The organism is Syntrophorhabdaceae bacterium (genome assembly GCA_036504895.1).
Taxonomy (GTDB): Bacteria; Desulfobacterota; Syntrophorhabdia; order Syntrophorhabdales; family Syntrophorhabdaceae; genus PNOM01.
Genome location: DASXUJ010000008.1, coordinates 71326 through 90573, shown reverse-complemented (window position 1 = coordinate 90573; position 19248 = coordinate 71326). Strand labels below are relative to the sequence as shown.

Here is a 19248-nt window from a genome sequence, read left to right as displayed (position 1 = left end):
GGTCACCTCCCCTTGGTCAGAAGCTTCTTCAATTCGGGACCTGTCTTCGGGTTCTTCTGGATAATGTCTTTCCAGCCCTCGTCAAAGCCCACTTTCAGGAACTTCTGTTTCTCCGCTGCAGGCAAATCTATTACCTGCAGCCCTTCCTTCACGAGGATAGGCCGCTCCTGTTTCGCGAGGTCGTCAAAATAGGCAACCGTTTTCTTTTCCGCCTCAGCCGCAGCTTCGGTCAAAAGGTCTTTAAATTTCTTATTAAGATTATTCCACGTTTTGAGATTTAAGACAAGGGGATTCGGCACCTGGTAAAAGCCGGGCTCCACGATATATTTCACCTGCTTTTGCCATCCCCAATCGCGGATACCGACGGCGGGCCAGCAGAACCCGTCCACCACGTTCCTCTCGAGGGCAGGATAGACCTCGGTAGGAGGAATTACTACGGGATTGCCCCCGAGGCCCTTGATGATCTGGAGGTACATGGGCGAGACCCTGATGTTGAGGCCCTTGAGGTCCGCGTTCTGGATGGGTTTCTTGAGGTAGAGGTAGAACTTTTCACCGAGACCGAGCCTTCCCAGCAGATAGAGGCCCTTCTTCTCGTGGAGGTCGTTCATATATTTCCATGCCCCATTGGCCCTCTCCTGGGCGGGGGTGTAGTCGGAGAGCTTATAGGCGTCGACTTCGGGCAACACCGAAACGTAGTAGGCATTGGTGGTGAAGGCCATGTCGACCATGCCCCTCTGGACCGCCTGGACCTGGTCGGTGCTTTTGACCGCCTCGGGTCCTCCCACGTAATTGATCTTCAATTCGCCGGGGTATTTCTTCGCCACTGCCTGCTCGACCAGCTCCATGAATATAAAGAATGCCTTGTTCTCACTCGATGTCTTGGGCCATCCGGTGACCGCCTTCAACGTGACCGTCTCCGCGGATACCGGCGCGCCGGTCATGACGAGGGTCGCGAATGCGAACAGGGCCGCCGCACACAGGAACACTACACGCTTTCTCATGGTAAAACCTCCTCTTTTTTTATGAGATCCTTTTCTTCACACTTTTACAGACCATAAATATCATTTCATGCCCATCAGGTTCGGCACCACCGTGGCGATCCACGGGAAGCACAGCACGAGGACAATGCAGACGATGTCGATTATCACGTAGGGCGTCACCGCCTTCCAGATGTCCGCCATGGTGATATGGGGAGGGGCCACGCCTTTCATCACGAAGAGCGTCACGCCGAAGGGCGGGGTGATGAGCCCCGTTTCCAGGGCAATGAGCATGAGGACCCCGAACCAGACCGGGTTATAGCTGAAGGCGGTGATCACGGGCATATAGATAGGGATGGTGATCATCATGATGGCCACGGTCTCCATAAAGCACCCCAGGCAAAGGACCACGACAAGCATCCCGATAACGACCACAATGGGCGGGATGGTAAGGTTCGTGATGAAGCTCGTCATGCCTGACGCCGCGCCGGAGAAAGCGAGGATCTCTCCATAGGTGCTCGACACGATGATGATCATGAAGATCATAACCGTCACCTTCACCGTGCCCATCACCGATTTCTTGATAATATCCCAGTTGAGGCGACGGTAGCACAGGGCAAGGACGAAGGAGCCCAGGGTGCCGGTGGCCGCGGCCTCGGTGGGGGTCGCCACTCCCAGGAAGATGAGACCTATGACCATGAAGATGATGAAGCCCAGGGGCAGGAGGTATTGGAAGGTGACCCGTATCTTTTCCTTGAGCGGGACATGGGGCACATCGTACATGGGCGCTTCTTCGGGGAAGATATGGCACCAGACGATCACGAAGACGAAGTAGAGGCCCGACATGATCAGGGCCGGGAAGATGCCGGCGATAAGGAGCTGCCCCACGTCGATATTCGCGAGGCTCGCGAGCACCACGGTGAGGGCGTTGGGCGGAATGAGGGCATCCACGGTGCCCACGCCCATGAGCGGCCCGAGGCTCATGCTCTTGCTGTACTTGCGCTTCAGCATGTCGGGGAGCAGGATCGTGCCGAGAAGGGCGCAGGTGGCGATGGTGGAGCCGCTTAAGGCCCCGATGATCACCCCCATGATGACGGCCAGAATGGAGAGCCTGCCGCGGATCTTCCCGAGCCACTTGTCGAGCACGTTTACCGCGTCAAGGCCGAGGCCCGAGTGAAAGATCAGCTCACCCATGAGAATGAAAAAGGGTACGGGAAGGAGCGTAAAGGTAGTGATGGAGGTAAAGACCCCTGTCACGACCCCCACGAGACCGGGAATGCCGCCGAGAAAGAAGATGGCGGCCACCATGTTGACGACGAGAAAGGCGAAGGCGATGGGCAGGTTCGTGAGGAGAAGAAGGACCATGCCCCCGAAGAGGAGACTGATAATGAGCGACCATTCCATGGCTTACCTCCCCGCCTTGATTTCATGGAGGCGGTCCCACGCGATCCTCAGGAACTGGAGGGTGAGGAGCAGGCTCCCTATGGGGATAATGACGAAGACCGCCGCTTTCGGGACCGTGATGGCCCGCACGTCGGTCACGTTATTGATAATGCAGTCATAGGTGTAGGCAGCGCCGTAATAGAGCATGATCGCGCAGGTGAGGGCGCCCACCAGGCTCATGATGAAGTTCAGGTAATGCTTGGCCTTTGTCGACAGATGGACATAGATGATATCGGTCGTGATGTGGCCCCCTTCCCTGAGAAGCCAGGCGGTTGCCAGAAAAACGATCCAGAGGAGCGCATATTCCGTGGTCTGGATAATCCAGATAGTGGTCTGCTTGAAAAAGAACCTCATGCCGATGGTATAACAGACTGCGGCCACGATAAAGACGAGAATCACTCCTGCAAGCCCCGCCATCGCATTCAGGAGCCTGTCGAAAAAACCCCAGAAGACTTTCATGAAACCTTACCTCCTCGCACACAATAATAACAATACTATTATAACAGGCGACATGCCGAAGGCCCGTATTCGGCGCGCTTCACCGTGAAAAGACTATCCTTTCCCCGGCCCCTTCTCCTGTGCTGCTCTCATATCCCCCGATGGTGCCTGGTGCGGTAAAACTAAATATCGTGCTCCTCTTTAAATGCGTAGCGAAGGGTATCGGCCTTCGATTGGTCGAGGTGGCGCTTCAGTGCGGCGTTCACCGCCTCCGTATCACCCTTCTCGACGGCATCGAGTATGGCCTTATGTCCTTCTATGGCGCGGATGGCAGTATCGGGAAGGTACATGGACTCGATCCTGTACCGCAGGGCATGACGCCGCAGCGTCTGGGACAGCTCCAGAAGGCGCTTTCCCCCGCTTAACCGGGCGATTACCTCGTGAAACTGGGCATCCACGTCGGCCATGTCGCTCACATCGCCGCCTGCCACCATCTTTTCCGCTGCCTCGATATTCTTCTTCAACTCTTTTATCAGCCTGTCGCGGGCCTTTTCCATGGCCCACCGCACTGCGAGCCCTTCAATGAGAAACCGTATCTCCCAGAGCTCGACCACTTCCTGATCGCTTATGGCCTTCACCATATAGCCGATCCGCGGCAGGGATTCCACGAGCCCTTCGATCTCGAGGCTGTGGAGGGCTTCTCTCACCGGAGTCCGGGAGGTCCCGATCTCGGCCGCGATCTTGGCCTCGATAAGCCTTTCGTTAGGCCCGATCTCGCCCCTCAGGATCTGCTCCCGCACGTGTTTGTAGACTTTCTTGCGGATCGTGGGACTATCCGTGATCACCAGCTTTTTTGCCATTAAATGCAGCCCCCGAGTCTCGTTTGCGCCACGAGACGCTCCCAATCCTCATCCACTTCCCGCTGGAGCCGTTCCACGTCCTCCGGCTTGAAGTGTTTAAACCGGCCCTGGATCTTCAGGTACTCGGCCACGGGAATGCCCTGGGGCTCGTGGGTGATCCGGTATTCGGTCCCGTCGATGACTTCATAAAGGGGGAAGAGTTTCGTCTCCACCGCGAGCTGGGCCGCCTTGGCCGTGAGGTCTTCGGGCATGCGCCATCCGGTGGGGCACGGCGTCAGGGTATGGATGAACTTCATGCCCTTGATCTCCTTCGCCTTTCGTATCTTCTCCATGAGGTCGAGGGGGTTTCCTATGGACGCGGTGGCCGCATAAGGCATCCTGTGGGCGGCGATGATCTGCATGAATTTTTTCTTTCTTCCGCGCCGGCCCCCGGGCGTCGTCATGGTCCATGCCTTCTCGGGCGTGGACGAGCTCGACTGGATGCCCGTATTCATATACCCTTCGTTGTCGAGGCAGACATAGATGAAATTCTCGTTCCTGTCCGCGGCGCCGGATAAAGATTGAAGGCCTATGTCAAAGGTGCCGCCGTCTCCCGCAAAGGCCAGGGCCGTCACGTCCTCCCGGCCCTGGAGCTTCAGGGCATTCGCGATGCCTGCGGCAGTAGGCGCGGCGATCTCGAAGGCCGAATGAAAACAGGGCACGGCAAAAGTGCTGTTCGGATAGGTGGCGCTTATGACCCCCACGCAGGAGGGAAGGATGACCACGATCGTCTTCTCTCCGAGCACCTTGAGGATAAGGCGCATGGTATTCGCCTCCCCACACCCGGGACAGGCCATATGGCCGGCCCGCATATATTCTTTTGCTGCCATTAGCGGGGCTCGCGTCGCCCCCTCGCCGAGCGAAAGCCCGTCGAGCCTCCCCTTCTCGCCCGCCGTGCGGGCTACGTCACGCGATATCGTTTCTATGTGGTCATTTTCTTTCATTTCCGCTCCTTCTACTCATCGGTGCATTCACCTCTTCTTTGCCGGCTGCGATTCCCGTCGCACAACCATATGGGGCTCGCGTCGCGCCCGCTGTGCGGGCACATCACGCGGGGTAGTGTGGTGATGCCCTCATCTCTCATTCCCGTTTAGTCATCATAATCGATGCCTCTGCTTTTACTATATACTGAAGACTATATACTAAAGACTCTTCTATCCTTCCACTAGCGACTAGATACTAGAGACTAGCGACTGCCTTTCTATTATCCGTCCCTTCTGACCCAGACGGGCAGTTTTTCCGGTTGTTCGCTCTTCAGGGCCCTTGTTACCATATCTTCTATCATGTCGGGGGAGACGTCGGCGCCGCAGATGCCTGCGATGTACCCGTACACTTGGGGCCTGCGCTCCAGGGGATAGAGGGCGGCCTTCAGCTCCTGGCACCATATGCCCTCTTTGCCCAGGGAGATATTCCTGTCGAGGACGACCACCTTGGGAACGTCTTTCAGTACGGCCTGCACCTCTTCGAAGGGGAAGGGCCTGAAGTTCTTCATCTTGAGGAGCCCCGCCTTATATCCTTTCTCCTTGAGGTTTTCGATGGCGACCCGCGCGGTGCTCGTCATGGCGCCGCTCGTGGCGAGGACTATGTCGGCGCCCTCGGTGTCGTAGGCCTCCACCGGATCATATCCCCTGCCCACGATCTCCTTATACTCCTGGTTGACTTCCCGGATCACGGCCCTTGCCTTCTCCATGTCCTCGAAGCTTCTCTGCCGGTAGCCCATATATTGCTCGGGGTTCACCACATTGGTAATATACGCGGGCTCCTTGATGTCGAACCTCGTGGGGACGCTGAAAGGGGGCAGAAAGGCGTCGACGGTCTCCTGGTCGGGTATCTCGACAGGCTCAATAAAATGGGACGTGAAGAAACCGTCGATGCAGACCATGATGGGCAGAAGCACCTGTTCGGCGATCTTATATGCCTGGATTACCGTATCGAGTGCCTCCTGGGCATCCTCGCAATAGAACTGGAGCCATCCCGTATCCCTCTGGGAAAGGCTGTCCGACTGGTCGCTGCCGAAGGCCCACGGCGCGGAGATCACGCGGTTCACGTTGGTCATCACGATGGGCACCCTGTTGCCCGAGGCGAAATGAAGCATCTCGTGCATGAGGGCGAGGCCTTGTGAGGCAGTGGCAGTAAAAGTGCGCACCCCGGTGAGAGACGCGGAGATGCAGGCTGCCATGGCAGAGTGCTCCGACTCGGTCCGCATCATCACGCCTGATAATTTTCCTTCGTTCTCCATGTCGGAGAGCTTTTCATAGATGGGCGTCTGGGGCGTAATGGGATAGGCTGCCACGAATTTCACGCGCGAAAGGCGGACCGCCTCAGCTACCGCATAATTTCCTGCAAGAAGAATCCTCATTTGCCACCTCTATTAATGGAGCTCACGTCGCCCCCTCGCTCAGCAAAAGCTGAGCGAGCCTCCCCCTCTCGCCCGCTTTGCGGGCTGGGGGTGGTCCCGCCGGAAGGATGTGCCGTGGTTTTATTAGCCTGGCCCTCTTTCATCGCTGCTACTGGGCCTTCCGCCGGGGTTTTCGTTTGTCCTTCTTTCATCTCTATTACGTGCCTGGGGCAGGTGGTGGCGCAGATGCCGCAGCCTTTGCAGTAGTCTGTTCTTACTCCGTAACCGCCGCACGTCTCTTTGGTGATGGAAATATCGGGACAGAGGAGGAAGCAGAGGTCGCATTCCGTGCAGGTGCCGCATTTGAAGCAGCGGGAGACCTCTTCCGCCATGCGCTCGGGGTCGATGCCCCCCGTGATCTCCTGAAATGCCTTGACTCGCTCGGCCGCGGTGAGGAGGTCGGGGTTTTCAGCGCGCTCTTTATGGGCAAAGCAGAGGGTGTTCACTTTATCGTACGTGACCACCTGGGCAAGGTCGATCTCTTCTTCGCCTCCGCCGTTTCTCGCGTTCCTGAAGGACAAGGACCGCTTGCGGCCAATGCGGAGCTGGTTCAGCTCTTCTTCTATATCCTTGCCCGAAAGGTACGCATGCACGGCCAGGGCGCCTCTCTTTCCGCTCCCTATGGCGTCCGCCACGAATGCCTTCACTCCCGAGCTGTCCCCTCCCGCGTAAACGCCTTCAATATTGGTGGCCCCCGTCTCGGGATCGATGGTAATCATGCCCCGTCCGTCTACGTTGAGCCCGAGCTTCCGGGCAAATTCCGATTCGGGCGCCTGTCCTATGGCCGCGAAAAGCGAATCTATAGGCAAGGCGAACTCCGACCCCTTAATCGGCTCCGGCCGGGGCCTGCCGCTCTCGTCGGGGGCGCCGAGCTCCATCCTCACGCACTCGATTCCCGCGAGCACCCCGTTTTCAGCGATAAGCCTTGTGGGAGCGGCGAGAAACTCTATGGTAATGCCTTCCATGGCGAGTGAATCCACATCCTCCGCAAGGGCCGGCATTTCAGCGCGGGTCCGGCGGTAGATGATCGTCACATTGTCGCTGCCCATGCGCCGGGCGGCCCGGGCGCAGTCTATCGCCGTGTTTCCGCCCCCGATCACGGCAACCCTCCTGCCGACCTCGATATTGTCCCCGTGATTTACGCTTCTTAGGAACCTGACGCCTTCCGTGACGCCGGGGAGGTCCTCTCCCTCCACTCCGAGACTCATTCCGCCGTGGGCGCCCGCGGCGATGAAGAGGGCATGGTAATCCTTTTTGAGGTCTTCGAGCGATGTGTCCTTGCCCACGCAAAATCCTGTCTTTATCTCTACCCCCAGATCCTGGATATAGCCGATCTCCCTCATGAGCACATCCTTGGGAAGGCGGTACTCCGGAATGCCGTACATGAGCATTCCTCCCGGCTGGTCAAGGGCCTCGAACACGGTGACCCCGTATCCGAACCGGGCAAGGTGAAAGGCGGCACTCAGGCCCGCAGGCCCCGAACCTATGACGGCTACTTTCTCTTTCCTCGTGACCGTGGGCTTTTCTCGGGTAATATCGACCCTTCCGTGGTCCGAAAGAAACCTCTCGAAGCCTCTGATATTGATGGGCCGGTCGAACTCTTTCCGGTTGCACTCCGTCTCGCAGGGATGGTAACAGACCCTCCCGCATATGCCGGGAAGGGGATTGTCTTCGCGGAAAATCCGCAGGGCCTCATCATAATCGCCTTTCGAGGCATAGGAGAAGGCCCTCGCGATGTCGTTGCCGATGGGACACGTCTCGCGGCAGGGGGAGGTTTTCTCCACATAAAGCGGTTTCCTCGGGCTCCAATGGCCCGTGAGGAATATCTCGGTCGATCCCCGTGAAAAGGGCGCCAAGGGCTCTATATCTTTGATGGTTATTTTATGTTCCTTCATCTAATCCACTCCTTAATGTCTCACGAGATAATGCGGGTCACTTCGTATGCTCTCCGTGCCGCGGCAATATTCGCGTCAATTTTCGCGGGAACCGTCTCTCTGATGGCCTGTTCCAGGAACTCCATCGACACGGCATTGCTCGCCCGCGCGTAGGCCCCCAGGATGGCCGTATTGATCGTACTCCCCAGCCCCGCCTCCTCGGCAACGGCAAGGGCGTCCACAAGGGCAAGGTGGAAATTGGTGAGCCCCGTAAATTCATTCGTGGTGAGGGCGTTATTGATGACGATGAGCCCCCCGGGCTTCAGGGTTGCCTCGACCTCCTTTTCATCGACAAGGTCCGGCGCCATATAGATCACCTGATCGGGGTTCCTGATCTCGCACTTCAGAAAGATCTTCTTTTTATCCACCCGGAGGAAGCTCGCCACCGGCGCTCCCCTTCGCTCCCCGCCGAAGACGGAGAAACATTGGGGGTACATGTCCATAAGAAAGAAGACCTTCGCAAGGATCTGGGCAGCGATAACCGCTCCCTGTCCCCCTCTGCCGTAAAACTTGATTTCAGTCATAATCGGTTAACCTCAATGAAATGATATATGGTCATTTAAGGGACCCATGCCCTCCACTCGCGTAAGAGCATTGTGACGCAACTAAGGCCTCTTTTGTATCCCCCGTCCCCAGGGGACCTGGGGCCTTCATTTTTGCCCTTCAGACTGTCTGACGTCCAGCCCCGCATTCGCGTTTTTCCTTCCGGGTTGTGTCGCATTAAATGAACTATTTTGAAATACTGTACCCCAGATGAAATTCCCTGTCAATAAGTTTGGGCCGACCCGTGAAAGAAAAATGGGCAGATTTTGTCCACGAAATCATTGGGATAAACGTGTGGGCCGGGGGATGGGGAAAAGGACTGCCCCCGGGAAAGGGGCGACATCGTCGTTCCGGAAATAAGGGATTTCGCCGATTCATACCGCGGACCTCGGGCCCCCCTTTCACAGATGGAGTATAACCGTTCTTCCCTATTGTGTTTTCCTTTTTTTGCAGGTATTGTGTTCAAGTGGAGCGATTCGACTCTCTTAAGGGGAGGGCTTTTCTCTTCCTCCTCTTCCTGAGCTTTTTATGGTTTCTCAATTTTGTGGGGAGGACCCTTTTCTCTCCCGTCCTGCCCCTTATCGAGGACGAGTTCCATATCACTCATGCGAAGGCGAGCAGCATTTTCATCTTTCAGTCCGTGGGTTACGGGATATCCATCTTCTCCTCGGGGCTTTGGTCCGGCCTTCTCGGGTATAAACGCTCCATCGTAATCTCTCTTATGGTTTCGGCCGCCGTCTTTTTCCTGATCCCTTTTTCCTCCGCCTTTTCGACCCTCTATTTCTATTCTTTTATTATGGGCCTGGCTACCGGGGTCTACATCCCGGCGGTCATCCCCCTCATCACGCGCCTCTACAACGAAAAGATCTGGGGAAAGGCCATCGCCATCCATGACTCCAGCGCTTCGATAGGCGTGTTCGGGGCGCCTCTCATTGCGATGGGGCTCCTCCACTTCTTTCAATGGAGGGGGATATTCGGCGTAGTCGCCCTTGTCTTTGTCATCGCAGCCGCAGCGTTCGCCTTTCTCTTCGACGAGCTCAAGGTAAGTCGCATCACGCGGGCCGCCTTCGGGGAGTTCATCACGAGGAGGTCCCTGTGGCTTCTAAGCGTGGTATGGGTGTTCGCGGCATCCACGAGCCTTGGCATCTATTCCGTCCTGCCCCTCTATCTCACGAAGGAGCTTCACCTCGACATTCAATATGCAAATACTATTTTCGGTATATCGCGACTCGGGGGGTTTGTGGTCGCCATCGGCTCGGGCTACCTGGTGACCCGCTTTTCGGTGCGGGCCGTGATGGCCTCTATGCTCGTCATCTCCGGCGCCTTCACCATCCTGGTCGGTCTCGCCGGCAGCAGTCTCATTGCCCCGGCCCTTTTTCTCCAGGCGAGCTTCATCTATGGATTTTTCCCCGCCGGTCTGATCGCCATTTCCCGGATGTTCGAGCTTCACGTGAGGAGCATCGCCACGGGCTTCATATTCGGCGTGGGCGTAATATTCGGCTGGGGTGTGGCGCCTTACCTGCTCGGGCTCTCGGGCGACCTCTTAAGCTTCCGCTTCGGCATTCTCATCCTCGGGATTCTCACCATGCTCGCGAGCGGCCTCATTTTCTTCCTAAAGGAACTTAAGCCGGCACGACAATGAGCACCTTGCCGTGATGCAGGGCAAGGGGAGCGAAGCCGGAGGGATGGAGGTTCAGATATTGCCGGCGCCATGGCCGGTGAAGCGCTGAACCGGTAGCCCTTTGCTCTTCCCGCCCCCCGTGAATTAGAATAGAGAGGATTGTGAGTTTACAGACCACTCGCTCTGTGAGAGAATACCGGCATGGGGAAGCCCGCAGGGCTCCGGCAAGGGAGGGTTCGGAATGCATAACATAGAGACGGAGAGGCTGCTGCTGAGGGGATTGGAAGAGACCGATATGGCGGCCTTACAAGGAATGCTCGCCTCGCCGTCTGTCATGGCGTGGCTCTTTCAGGGCGCCCCCATGAATCCCGCCGATGCGCGGCGGTTCATCGAACGGAATTTCACCTTCGGGCCATCGGCAACGGGCATCGGCGTCGTGGAGGAAAAAGAGACAGGCCGTTTTATCGGTTTCGCGGGGTTACTGCCCTGTCAATATCTCGGGGCTGAAGACTTCGAGATCGGCGCCGCGTTTATGGAAGATTCCTGGCACAGGGGCTATGGCGTCGAGATAGGCTCTGCCCAGATATCCTGCGGCATCGGAACGCTGCACCTACCGCGCCTCCTTGCCCTCGCCCATCCCGATAATGTCAACTCCCTTAAGGTCCTCGAAAAGCTCGGCATGAGATTCGTAAAAGAGATCCCCACCGAGGCCAGAGGTCCGAGACGTATCTACGCCATTACCGGAGCAGAAAAATAGACATTCCCGGCGAGGGGGTGAAGTAGCTGTGCCTTTTGTTGAATATCATTGACATTTTTTTGACCAAACTGGAGAATAGAATAAGCGGGTTCTCTTTGGAATATGTGAAGGTAACCGACGTGCAGTGATTCTATTTGATCGGGGAGCGGCGCGGTAACGTGCTCCTCGGGGGCCTCATGAGGCTGTGCGGATGCAGGATGGGACAATGGAACTATGAGCCGCTCCTTTGATGCCTCATTGGACCTCTTCAAGGCGGTCTTCGAGACCGCCCCAGATATCGCGGTCAACCTGCTCGATAAGGACTACCGGGTCCTCTGGGCCAACGAGATTATGGCAAAGGGGGTCGATCGTCCCCTCGACGAGATGATCGGCAAGCCCTGTTACGAGGTGTGGCGCAGGAGAAGCGCTCCTTGCCCGGTTTGCCTGTTGAAGATCGTTTCCGATACGCGAAAGCCCTGCGTGATGGAGAGGTGGCTCGACCTTCCCAATCAGGAGCGGCGATATGCCGAAGTCAGGGCATACCCGATCTTCGATGCGCGAGGTTTGGTAAAATATGTCTTTGAAATCATTATACCACTCACGGACAGAAAGAAGGGCGAGAAGGAATCGAGGAGATACATCCAATCTCTTGAAAAGACATTGAAAGAATTGAATTCGGCGGGGATGGCCCGTAGCGGGCAAAGACCGGCGGAGGCCCATGAGGGCGCCCTCACCCTTCGAGAGAAAGAGATCGTCCGGCTTATGGCGCAGGGCTTCTCCAATAAACAAATAGCCGGTATCCTCTCTATCAGTCCCGATACGGTAAAGACTCACGTCCGGAATATCTTCTCGAAACTAGGTGTCACCGACCGGACCCGGGCGGCGGTCTGGGCGGCTTCCCATAAACTCGTCTAAATATCGCGATATCACCCGTTCGGGCGATTGTGTTGCATCGCTCCTCCTTATATATTGTAGAAAAAGGAGGTAAAGCCATGACCCCATTCGATCCGCTTCAGTACAAAAATATAGAGCGTCAGGTGTACAGCATGACCGCGCCGGACTACGACAAATACGGAAGCGCCACATTCGAATCCTGCGCACAGCCGCTTCTTCAACACGCCAGGCTCGTTCCGGGCCAGGTCGTCCTCGACGTCGCCTGCGGGCCGGGCATCCCTTCACTTATGGCAGCGCCCATGGTCGCGCCGGGCGGAACGGTCACAGGGGTAGACCTCGCGCCTGGAATGGTCGCCCTGGCGAGAAGTAAGGCACAAGCAAAGGCGTTCGCGAATGTCGACTTCCGGGAGGGCGATGCGGAAGCGTTGCCCTTTCCTGATGACTCTTTCGATGTGGTCCTGTATGCCGGCTTTCAACAAATTCAGGCTTTCAGGCACAACGTTGTTTTCGAGGTTAAAAGCGCCAGCGAATACTGGAAAGGAGTGGTGGGAATAAGCGGCCGCCTCCAGATGCTCCTCAAAAACATCCCGGAGGAAACTGCGGCACGAATACGGAACACGGTCATGGAGACAGTCGAGCGTTTCCGCACGGGGGACAATAAAATCGTGATCCCCTGCGAGGAAGTGGTCGGAATGGCAAGGAAATAGTAGCATTTGAAACACTCTCTCGCCGTCACGGGGGCACGGGGTGGGAGGGCTTTAGCCTCCCTGCTTCGGCTGCGCAACCTTACCCGCTAAAAAGGTTCGTCGAGCACTCAGCCACCAACTTGTCGCAAAGCTCCTCACACACAGGTGGCTGTCCTTCGGACCATTCCTCCTCACCAAGCGGCTCCCAACAGTGCTGACAAGGCGCAGGAGGATAAAGCCCTCCCGCCCCGTGAAGTGAGATCGACCAAGGCTGCCCGCCCACAAAAAAGGTGCGCTGCCTTACTTCCTGAAGTCCATACCCAACCCTTCTTTTGCCACATAGCGCTTTCTGCACGTAATCGGTAGATTCCCGCAAGAAGGCATTTGGCCTTTATCTGCGTTTTGGTTGCAATGGCCAGTGTCACGGTGGCCATTGACGCGAAGGATTATTTTGACTACCCATGGCATTGCCAGGCGTGTAAAATAGCATTATAGACTAGTATCACACGGGAGGTTCACAATGCTTTACAGGCCCCTGAAAGAGATCCCCGTTTCAATCCTCGGCTTCGGCGCCATGCGCCTTCCACTGGTAGGAGGGACGCAGGCACCGACTGACTCCTTCGACCCGGTGCGATCCATCGACCAGGAGGAGACGGCGAGAATGATCGAATACGCCATCGACCACGGTGTCAACTATTTCGATACCGCTTACGTTTACCATGGCGGAAAGAGCGAGGCCGTGCTGGGGAAACTCCTGAAGCCTTACCGCGACCGCGTTCTCATCGCCACGAAACTGCCCGTATTCCTCTTAAAGGAACGGGATGATTTCGACAGGATACTCGGTGAGCAGCTCAAGAGGCTCCAAACCGACCATCTCGATGTCTATCTGCTCCACGGACTCAACGCACAGACCTGGCATAAGTCAAAAGACCAAGGCGTACTCACTTTCCTGGACCAAGCCAAGTTGGACGGCCGGGTCAGACAAGTGGGTTTCTCGTTCCACGACACGCTTGCCATCTTCAAGGACATAGCGGATGCGTATGACTGGGATGTATGCCAGATACAGTACAACTACCTGGATGAGCGATACCAGGCGGGGACGGAAGGGCTCAGATACGCCGCGTCAAAGGGTTTTGGGGTGGTGGTCATGGAGCCTCTCAGGGGAGGGAAGCTCGCGAAGGTGCCCGCCGAAGTGCTCCGTCTTCTTGAATCGTCACGCACGAAAAGACAGCCTGCGGAATGGGGACTCCGCTGGGTATGGAACCATCCCGAGGTCGCGACGGTCCTTTCCGGCATGAGCAGTCTTGATCAGGTCCGAGAGAACATCGGGTTTGCAGAAGGCGGCGGAGCCGGTTCCCTCTCCGATGAAGACCTGGCCCTTATCGACGAGGCGCACAAGACCTACCGCACCCTCCTCAAAGTCGACTGCACAGGTTGTGCCTACTGCATGCCGTGCCCTTCGGGGGTCAATATCCCCATGAACTTCTCCTTCTATAATGACGTGGTCACCTTCAAGGATCCGACAGGAGCGATGGTATATAACGAGTTCATGTCGCCGGAGCAGAAAGCGTCGGCGTGCAGCGAGTGCGGGGAGTGCGAGGAGAAGTGTCCTCAGCAGATCCCGATCCGCGAGGAACTAAAGAAGGTCCACGCCACCCTGCACAGGGAAGCTGGAAAAGGATGAGACCTGCGGTCCCGGCCCGTTTTATCGATAACTTGCGGTAGTTCTTTTAATAGGCGAGGCCCTCACCTGACTTCCCGGGGCGGCCCCTCTCCCTACACTCAACCCCGTTTCGGCGCCGTGACACTTCCTGCACGTAATCGGTAAATTCCCGCAAGAAAGCATTTTGCCCGTCCTTCCTGAAAGGGAGTTGCGGGGATTTTTCTGGACATCCCTCTTTTCGAGTGGTAATGAATAGAAAATGGCCAGATGGTTGAAGAGCCGCTACCATCTTGCCCGGAGGTATAGCCGCAAGACAGGGCTGCACATGGAAATGTTTCGACCTAGTCTTCTTTTGAACGTAAATAGTTTTGCAACTGAAAGTGTTTCCGACTTCTTAAGGCCTCATTTCCGTCCCGATCCAGACTGGTTTAAAGACAAGAGTACACAGATACTTAACGAACTTGATCAGTGGGGAGAGACTTTCAAGAGCGGTTTACCCCGTCTTCGACATGAACGTTTTGCATACATATGCCACAATACCGATGGCTTTTATTACGGCAACTATGTGGATATAGCGTGCCAGAGATTTGTGTGGCCCGAATTCTTCCGGCTCTTTCCGAAGGGGAAGATACTCATCCTTGAGATCGACGAAGAGTGGCTTCATAGAATTATTGCCGGGCAAGTTGACCAGGCTTTCAAAGTCGGGTGGCATGAAAAGGATCACATCTATAATTCCCCTCAGGACATGTCAGGATTGAAATCAGATTTTTTCCCTATTAGCTCGCTACATATAGCCCAATTCGGGATTTTCCCTTTGACCCTATTCCATCTTCATTATCCTTCGCTACACCTCCTTTTTGTCTACGTCCCTCCAAGACCACTCCAGCACTCAAAGATGATGGAAAGCAGCTCATTCAATGACGTGCTGTGGAGTCTATCCCATGTGTATAGTGCGCACGACCCAAAAGGCCGGTATGGAGGGGTGGACGTTCAAACAGGAGCTTCCGTCGAATATATTGCTTGGTTCGTTCGAATGGTTGGTCAGCGAATGGAGGACATTCTGCGGATCGAAGATGCGCTGAAGCGCGAGCAGCTTGCAATGACGTTTAATAGAGCAGTATGCGATGGGACTCTTGCTGTCGCAAGTGAATTGCCTTACATGGCTAAGACGTTCTTCTTCGGATGCCTTGATAAGCTTGCCAATATTATGGCTCAAATAGGCCGGTTTGATAATGACGCCGCAGCATGGCGCTATTTAATGTCTGAAGAATTCTGGGCCGGAGATCTCTTAAACTTCGTGAGTGGGATTAGCGAGTTCCCCAAGACTATTTTTACTTCCATAATTGAATACGTCTGCATGTCCCTTCGACATGACGAAGTTACGATGCAACTCCTACGAGACGTCAGAAATTCGATTCATGGATACTCGCTTCGGCCAGATTCAGTGGAAAGACTGTTCCGGCATTCAGGGAATTTTGATAATGACATCCCATTGTTGGCTACTCCAATTTTGCTATATATTCTCTCTATGCCTTGGTCTATTTCCTGAATGTGGCACGTTGCTTTCCACCGCTCTCGCTGCTATAATCGACTCAGATGACCAGACAAGAGACGTGGCAAACACTCATTAATCTCGGTGTAGTCAATGGTCCCATGGTTGACGATAAATGGAACCTGTCTGGGGCAAGTTTTGCTAATGTAAACCTCGCTGGTGCGAATTTTGCTGGGTCAAATCTCCGTGACGCCACTTTTGTGAATTCCAACCTCAGGGGCTCTGTTTTCCACGGAGCCGATCTCAGTGATGCGCTTTTCGTTAGAGCCGTCCTCATCGGAGCTGACATGACGGGAGCCTGGCTTATCGGAGCCAACCTCAGCAGGGCTGATCTTACCGAAGCCGTGCTCGTCGATGCCCATCTCAGCAGGGCTGATCTTACCGAAGCCAATCTTAGCGAAACCAACCTTAGAGATGCTGTTCTCGTTGGGGCCGATCTCGGAGGAGCCCATCTCATCCATCCCGACCTCAGCGGTGCCAACTTCAGCGATGCCACCCTTAACGGAGCTATTCTTAGCAAAGCTATTCTTAGTAGAACGGATCGTACTGGAAAGGTTCGCAGCATAGCAGATCTCATTGGGGCCGATCTCAGCTATGCCGACCTTAGCGAAACTAACCTCAAGGATGCCAACCTCGCGCGAGCAGATTTTACCGGAACCGATCTCACTGGGATAGACCTCAGCGGAGCCCATCTCTATGGAATTAACCTTACCGAGGCTAATCTCACGAGGGCTAATCTCACGGGGGCTGTGCTCAGTGAAGCCAATCTCAGCGGAGCCAATCTCAGTGAAGCCAATCTCAGCGGAGCCGTCCTAAGCGAATCTATTATGATTAGAACAAACCTTACCAAGGCAATCCTAAACGGGGCGTGCATTGATAACGCGAACCTTGCGGACTGGATCATCAAGGGAGTCATCTGCACCCATTTAATCCGACGAAAATACGGCATTCAGAAAATAGTAACCTTCGAGCCCCTGGAGTTCGAAAAAAGATATACTCAAATCGAAGAGATAGCCGAACTGGTTCTAAACATCCCCCTCACGGAGTCAACGGGTTTCATCACCAGCTTCATCGCCGACGCAGTTAACGATATTAGACAGTCCACCATACTGAAAGTGAAGGGTATCGAAGCCCTGTCCGATAATGACACAAAGATAACTTTCATAGTCTTCGACAAAGATTTCCATGCAAACCAAAGACAGACCTTCGAGACCACCTTCGAGGATGCATTGAATGAAACTTTCAAAAGCATCTCTCAGGAAACAAATGCCGATCTCCTCCTAGATCCTGTCAGGGAACCAACCGAGGGGGTACTACGACTAAAGGAAAAACTATCCATTCCAGGAACACCCTTTGAAATTGACATACACGCCGCCGAGAAGGTGGCATTAAGCTACTTAGCCAAGATGGAGAACCTACGTGGACGTATCGTAGAAATAGTTTATTCAATTTTCAAGTAGGTGAGCAAATAGCAAGGCGATGGGGGCATCCTTTCCTTTTTCACTTTTGCTTATTGATAGAACCTTTACCATGCTCGCTTTCATGCCATAATTCTTGCCCCCTCCTTTAACCGGGTTATTTGTTTGTAGGTGCAATTGTGATGTATAGCATTTAGAAAACTCCCTCTTCCCGCTACACTTTTTCTTGCGTCGCCCCGCCCGGCTGCTTCCCTCGATTTCCCCCTGCGGGGCCTTTCGCCCGGCATCCATATTATTCATTGGATAGTTGCCGGGCTGCGCTGGACGGTGAATCGGGGAGGATATTCCAGATTCGTCGTCTGGTGAGGATCAGAGGGCGGAGGCGTATCGTGCATACGCTGGAGCACCTGACCGGAGCCAGGCGGCGAAGATGGGACATCCTTCTCGATTCACCGGCCCGTCCAAGTGAACGCCTTGCTCTTGCTTTTTTCAGCTATTCAGCTATTGATTTCGTAGTCTTGCAGATGATGTGTAGCGGCGGCTCTAGTCTTTCTTCAGGTATACGAGGTCGGTGGCTGAGAAATTTCCGCCTTTTACCGGAGCGGCCCAGGACGCGTCTACTCCGAAAAGCTCGGATACCTTGATTTCGCCCTTGTAGCTTCCCTTTACCTTGCCCATGGGCCTCTTCGTCCTTGAGTCGACGATCTGCTCGCCCGGGGAATAGACTTCCAGGACTGCGCCCTTATCGAGGCCGGACTGGCGTCCTGCATTGATATAGACCTTGCCGTTCTCCAGGGATGCCACGCGTGCGTGCCAATCTATGGTGAGGACCGTTTTCATGAGGTCATCGGCGATGATCTCTATGGCGAGATCGATGGCCTTGATCTTGGCTTTCTCGCTCGAGAGATCGCCCCTTTCCCTCGAGAGGAAGACGGGGTTCCTGCCGGAGAGCTGTTTGAGGATGGTGCCCATTTCCGTGCTGTATACTTCGAGGCCCAGCTTCGATATGGCAAATGAGGTCTCCCGGTCGTCTTTCCCTTCTATTTTGGACGTGCTCGTAAAGATGTCGGAGAGGGTGCCCTTGAGTACGGCCTGAACGCCGTATATCTCGTTTAAGGCCTTCATGTTGCCCGGATCGGTCAAAGAGCCTTTCACGTTCACGTTCCCGGGATCGATGCAGATAATGGCGTTGGTGTTCTCAAGTTTGGAGACAAGCCTCTTGGTGGCGAGCTCTCCCAGGTGTTCGGTCTTATAATTGGTTTGATCGATGACGGGGAGGACGATGATCCGCCTCTTCATCTTGGGGGAAGGATAGGTGAAAGAAAGCATCGGGGTGGGCATATATCCCATCATCCCCGGGGGCATTGAGCCCATCTGCATTGGATAGGCCATCTGGGGCGCGATACCCTTCTTCTTGTAATCTTCCTCGAGTTTTGCGAGTCTCGCCTCGAGCTCCGCCTTGTCCTTCTGGCTCGATCCGCCCAGTGCCGACATCACGGTCTCGCCTATTCCCGGCACGTACTGATCTTTTCTGACCCAGACATATTCCTGCTCGTAGGGCGTGAGCATATACTTTTTATTTCTCGTATAAATGTATTCAACCCCGTCAAGAACCTTTATATCTCCGGGCTTGGGATCTTCGAGGTCCACCCTGTCGCCTTTCGGCTCTATGGGCTTCGGGCTCTTATCTCCCGCCTTGGCGGTGGTTTCGGTTTTCTTCTCGGTTTCGGTTTTATTGCCGAAAAAAGGGATGTAACTACAGGAAACCAGGGAGCATGCTATAAAAATGGCAAGGTACTTTTTCATCGTGTGATTATAATCCATATTGTTTCATAATGTCAAACGCAAGTCGAATCGGAACAGGAAGGGCTCACTTGTGTAAGCCTTGGCATGGGTCTCTTGACAATCAACTTATAGGAATGTGGAGATGGCGGGATTCGAACCCGCGGCCCCCTCGTTGCGAACGAGATGCTCTCCCACTGAGCTACACCCCCGTTGATCAGCTTTATAATAGTATGTTCCCTGTCGCAATAGCAAGTTTTTTCT

At 55.0% G+C, this 19248-nt stretch carries 16 protein-coding genes and 1 tRNA gene; 7 read left to right on the top strand and 10 right to left on the bottom strand.

Translation table 11 applies throughout. The features are described 5' to 3' along the window. Positions 1 to 2 precede the first annotated feature (2 nt). The 8 genes from dctP to VGJ94_01150 all read right to left on the bottom strand — a co-directional run bounded on the left by dctP (position 3) and on the right by VGJ94_01150 (position 8613). Positions 3 to 1001 carry a TRAP transporter substrate-binding protein DctP gene (gene dctP, locus VGJ94_01185; GenBank protein HEY3275205.1) on the bottom strand — a complete coding sequence of 333 codons (999 nt, stop codon included), beginning with the start codon at positions 999 to 1001 and terminating at the stop codon, positions 3 to 5. Between the two features lie 60 nt (positions 1002 to 1061). Further along, entirely contained in the window at positions 1062 to 2381 is a 1320-nt protein-coding gene (locus VGJ94_01180; GenBank protein ID HEY3275204.1) for a TRAP transporter large permease subunit, read from the bottom strand. A gap of 3 nt (positions 2382 to 2384) precedes the next feature. After that, complete coding sequence (locus VGJ94_01175) at positions 2385 to 2879, bottom strand: TRAP transporter small permease (GenBank protein HEY3275203.1); 495 nt, start codon at positions 2877 to 2879, stop codon at positions 2385 to 2387. A gap of 161 nt (positions 2880 to 3040) precedes the next feature. Next, a complete protein-coding gene (locus VGJ94_01170; GenBank protein HEY3275202.1) occupies positions 3041 to 3718 on the bottom strand; it encodes a GntR family transcriptional regulator in 678 nt (225 codons plus the stop codon). After that, entirely contained in the window at positions 3718 to 4701 is a 984-nt protein-coding gene (locus VGJ94_01165; protein ID HEY3275201.1) for a thiamine pyrophosphate-dependent enzyme, read from the bottom strand. The genes VGJ94_01170 and VGJ94_01165 overlap by 1 nt, the downstream gene beginning before the upstream one ends. A gap of 260 nt (positions 4702 to 4961) precedes the next feature. Then, positions 4962 to 6116, bottom strand: coding sequence for a transketolase C-terminal domain-containing protein (locus VGJ94_01160; protein HEY3275200.1), 1155 nt, complete (start codon positions 6114 to 6116; stop codon positions 4962 to 4964). Then, positions 6113 to 8050: an NAD(P)-binding protein gene (locus VGJ94_01155; protein HEY3275199.1), complete on the bottom strand. Its 1938-nt coding sequence runs from the start codon at positions 8048 to 8050 to the stop codon at positions 6113 to 6115. Before VGJ94_01155 ends, VGJ94_01160 begins: the two co-directional genes overlap by 4 nt. Positions 8051 to 8070: 20 nt before the next feature. Then, complete coding sequence (locus VGJ94_01150; GenBank protein HEY3275198.1) at positions 8071 to 8613, bottom strand: 2-oxoacid:acceptor oxidoreductase family protein; 543 nt, start codon at positions 8611 to 8613, stop codon at positions 8071 to 8073. Positions 8614 to 9098: 485 nt separating this feature from the next. Here VGJ94_01150 and VGJ94_01145 point away from each other — a divergent pair, with 485 nt between their 5' ends. The 7 genes from VGJ94_01145 to VGJ94_01115 all read left to right on the top strand — a co-directional run bounded on the left by VGJ94_01145 (position 9099) and on the right by VGJ94_01115 (position 17244). Then, positions 9099 to 10274, top strand: coding sequence for an MFS transporter (locus VGJ94_01145; protein ID HEY3275197.1), 1176 nt, complete (start codon positions 9099 to 9101; stop codon positions 10272 to 10274). A gap of 220 nt (positions 10275 to 10494) precedes the next feature. Then, the gene (locus tag VGJ94_01140) at positions 10495 to 11010 is read left to right on the top strand and encodes a GNAT family N-acetyltransferase (protein HEY3275196.1); all 516 of its coding nucleotides are present in this window, start codon (positions 10495 to 10497) and stop codon (positions 11008 to 11010) included. A gap of 213 nt (positions 11011 to 11223) precedes the next feature. After that, entirely contained in the window at positions 11224 to 11904 is a 681-nt protein-coding gene (locus VGJ94_01135) for a LuxR C-terminal-related transcriptional regulator (GenBank protein ID HEY3275195.1), read from the top strand. A gap of 77 nt (positions 11905 to 11981) precedes the next feature. Next, complete coding sequence (locus tag VGJ94_01130) at positions 11982 to 12590, top strand: class I SAM-dependent methyltransferase (protein HEY3275194.1); 609 nt, start codon at positions 11982 to 11984, stop codon at positions 12588 to 12590. A 499-nt stretch (positions 12591 to 13089) separates the two neighbouring features. After that, complete coding sequence (locus VGJ94_01125) at positions 13090 to 14253, top strand: aldo/keto reductase (GenBank protein ID HEY3275193.1); 1164 nt, start codon at positions 13090 to 13092, stop codon at positions 14251 to 14253. A 238-nt stretch (positions 14254 to 14491) separates the two neighbouring features. Next, positions 14492 to 15781 (top strand): hypothetical protein, encoded by a 1290-nt coding sequence (locus VGJ94_01120; GenBank protein HEY3275192.1) that lies wholly within the window; start codon positions 14492 to 14494, stop codon positions 15779 to 15781. Between the two features lie 104 nt (positions 15782 to 15885). After that, entirely contained in the window at positions 15886 to 17244 is a 1359-nt protein-coding gene (locus tag VGJ94_01115; protein ID HEY3275191.1) for a pentapeptide repeat-containing protein, read from the top strand. 501 nt (positions 17245 to 17745) lie between these two features. Here VGJ94_01115 and VGJ94_01110 read toward each other — a convergent pair. Together VGJ94_01110 and VGJ94_01105 are read right to left on the bottom strand one after the other, a co-directional pair. Further along, positions 17746 to 19026, bottom strand: a complete 1281-nt coding sequence (locus VGJ94_01110; GenBank protein HEY3275190.1) for a hypothetical protein — start codon at positions 19024 to 19026, stop codon at positions 17746 to 17748. Positions 19027 to 19124: 98 nt separating this feature from the next. Next, a tRNA-Ala gene (locus tag VGJ94_01105) sits at positions 19125 to 19196 on the bottom strand. Between the last annotated feature and the right edge of the window lie 52 nt (positions 19197 to 19248).

What these genes read in the sequence shown, in the direction of transcription:
- dctP (HEY3275205.1), bottom strand. Translation starts at nt 1,001, where the DNA reads ATGAGAAAGCGTGTAGTGTTCCTGTGTGCGGCGGCCCTGTTCGCATTC.
- VGJ94_01180 (HEY3275204.1), bottom strand. Translation starts at nt 2,381, where the DNA reads ATGGAATGGTCGCTCATTATCAGTCTCCTCTTCGGGGGCATGGTCCTT.
- VGJ94_01175 (HEY3275203.1), bottom strand. Translation starts at nt 2,879, where the DNA reads ATGAAAGTCTTCTGGGGTTTTTTCGACAGGCTCCTGAATGCGATGGCG.
- VGJ94_01170 (HEY3275202.1), bottom strand. Translation starts at nt 3,718, where the DNA reads ATGGCAAAAAAGCTGGTGATCACGGATAGTCCCACGATCCGCAAGAAA.
- VGJ94_01165 (HEY3275201.1), bottom strand. Translation starts at nt 4,701, where the DNA reads ATGAAAGAAAATGACCACATAGAAACGATATCGCGTGACGTAGCCCGC.
- VGJ94_01160 (HEY3275200.1), bottom strand. Translation starts at nt 6,116, where the DNA reads ATGAGGATTCTTCTTGCAGGAAATTATGCGGTAGCTGAGGCGGTCCGC.
- VGJ94_01155 (HEY3275199.1), bottom strand. Translation starts at nt 8,050, where the DNA reads ATGAAGGAACATAAAATAACCATCAAAGATATAGAGCCCTTGGCGCCC.
- VGJ94_01150 (HEY3275198.1), bottom strand. Translation starts at nt 8,613, where the DNA reads ATGACTGAAATCAAGTTTTACGGCAGAGGGGGACAGGGAGCGGTTATC.
- VGJ94_01140 (HEY3275196.1), top strand. Translation starts at nt 10,495, where the DNA reads ATGCATAACATAGAGACGGAGAGGCTGCTGCTGAGGGGATTGGAAGAG.
- VGJ94_01135 (HEY3275195.1), top strand. Translation starts at nt 11,224, where the DNA reads ATGAGCCGCTCCTTTGATGCCTCATTGGACCTCTTCAAGGCGGTCTTC.
- VGJ94_01130 (HEY3275194.1), top strand. Translation starts at nt 11,982, where the DNA reads ATGACCCCATTCGATCCGCTTCAGTACAAAAATATAGAGCGTCAGGTG.
- VGJ94_01125 (HEY3275193.1), top strand. Translation starts at nt 13,090, where the DNA reads ATGCTTTACAGGCCCCTGAAAGAGATCCCCGTTTCAATCCTCGGCTTC.
- VGJ94_01120 (HEY3275192.1), top strand. Translation starts at nt 14,492, where the DNA reads ATGGCCAGATGGTTGAAGAGCCGCTACCATCTTGCCCGGAGGTATAGC.
- VGJ94_01115 (HEY3275191.1), top strand. Translation starts at nt 15,886, where the DNA reads ATGGTTGACGATAAATGGAACCTGTCTGGGGCAAGTTTTGCTAATGTA.
- VGJ94_01110 (HEY3275190.1), bottom strand. Translation starts at nt 19,026, where the DNA reads ATGGATTATAATCACACGATGAAAAAGTACCTTGCCATTTTTATAGCA.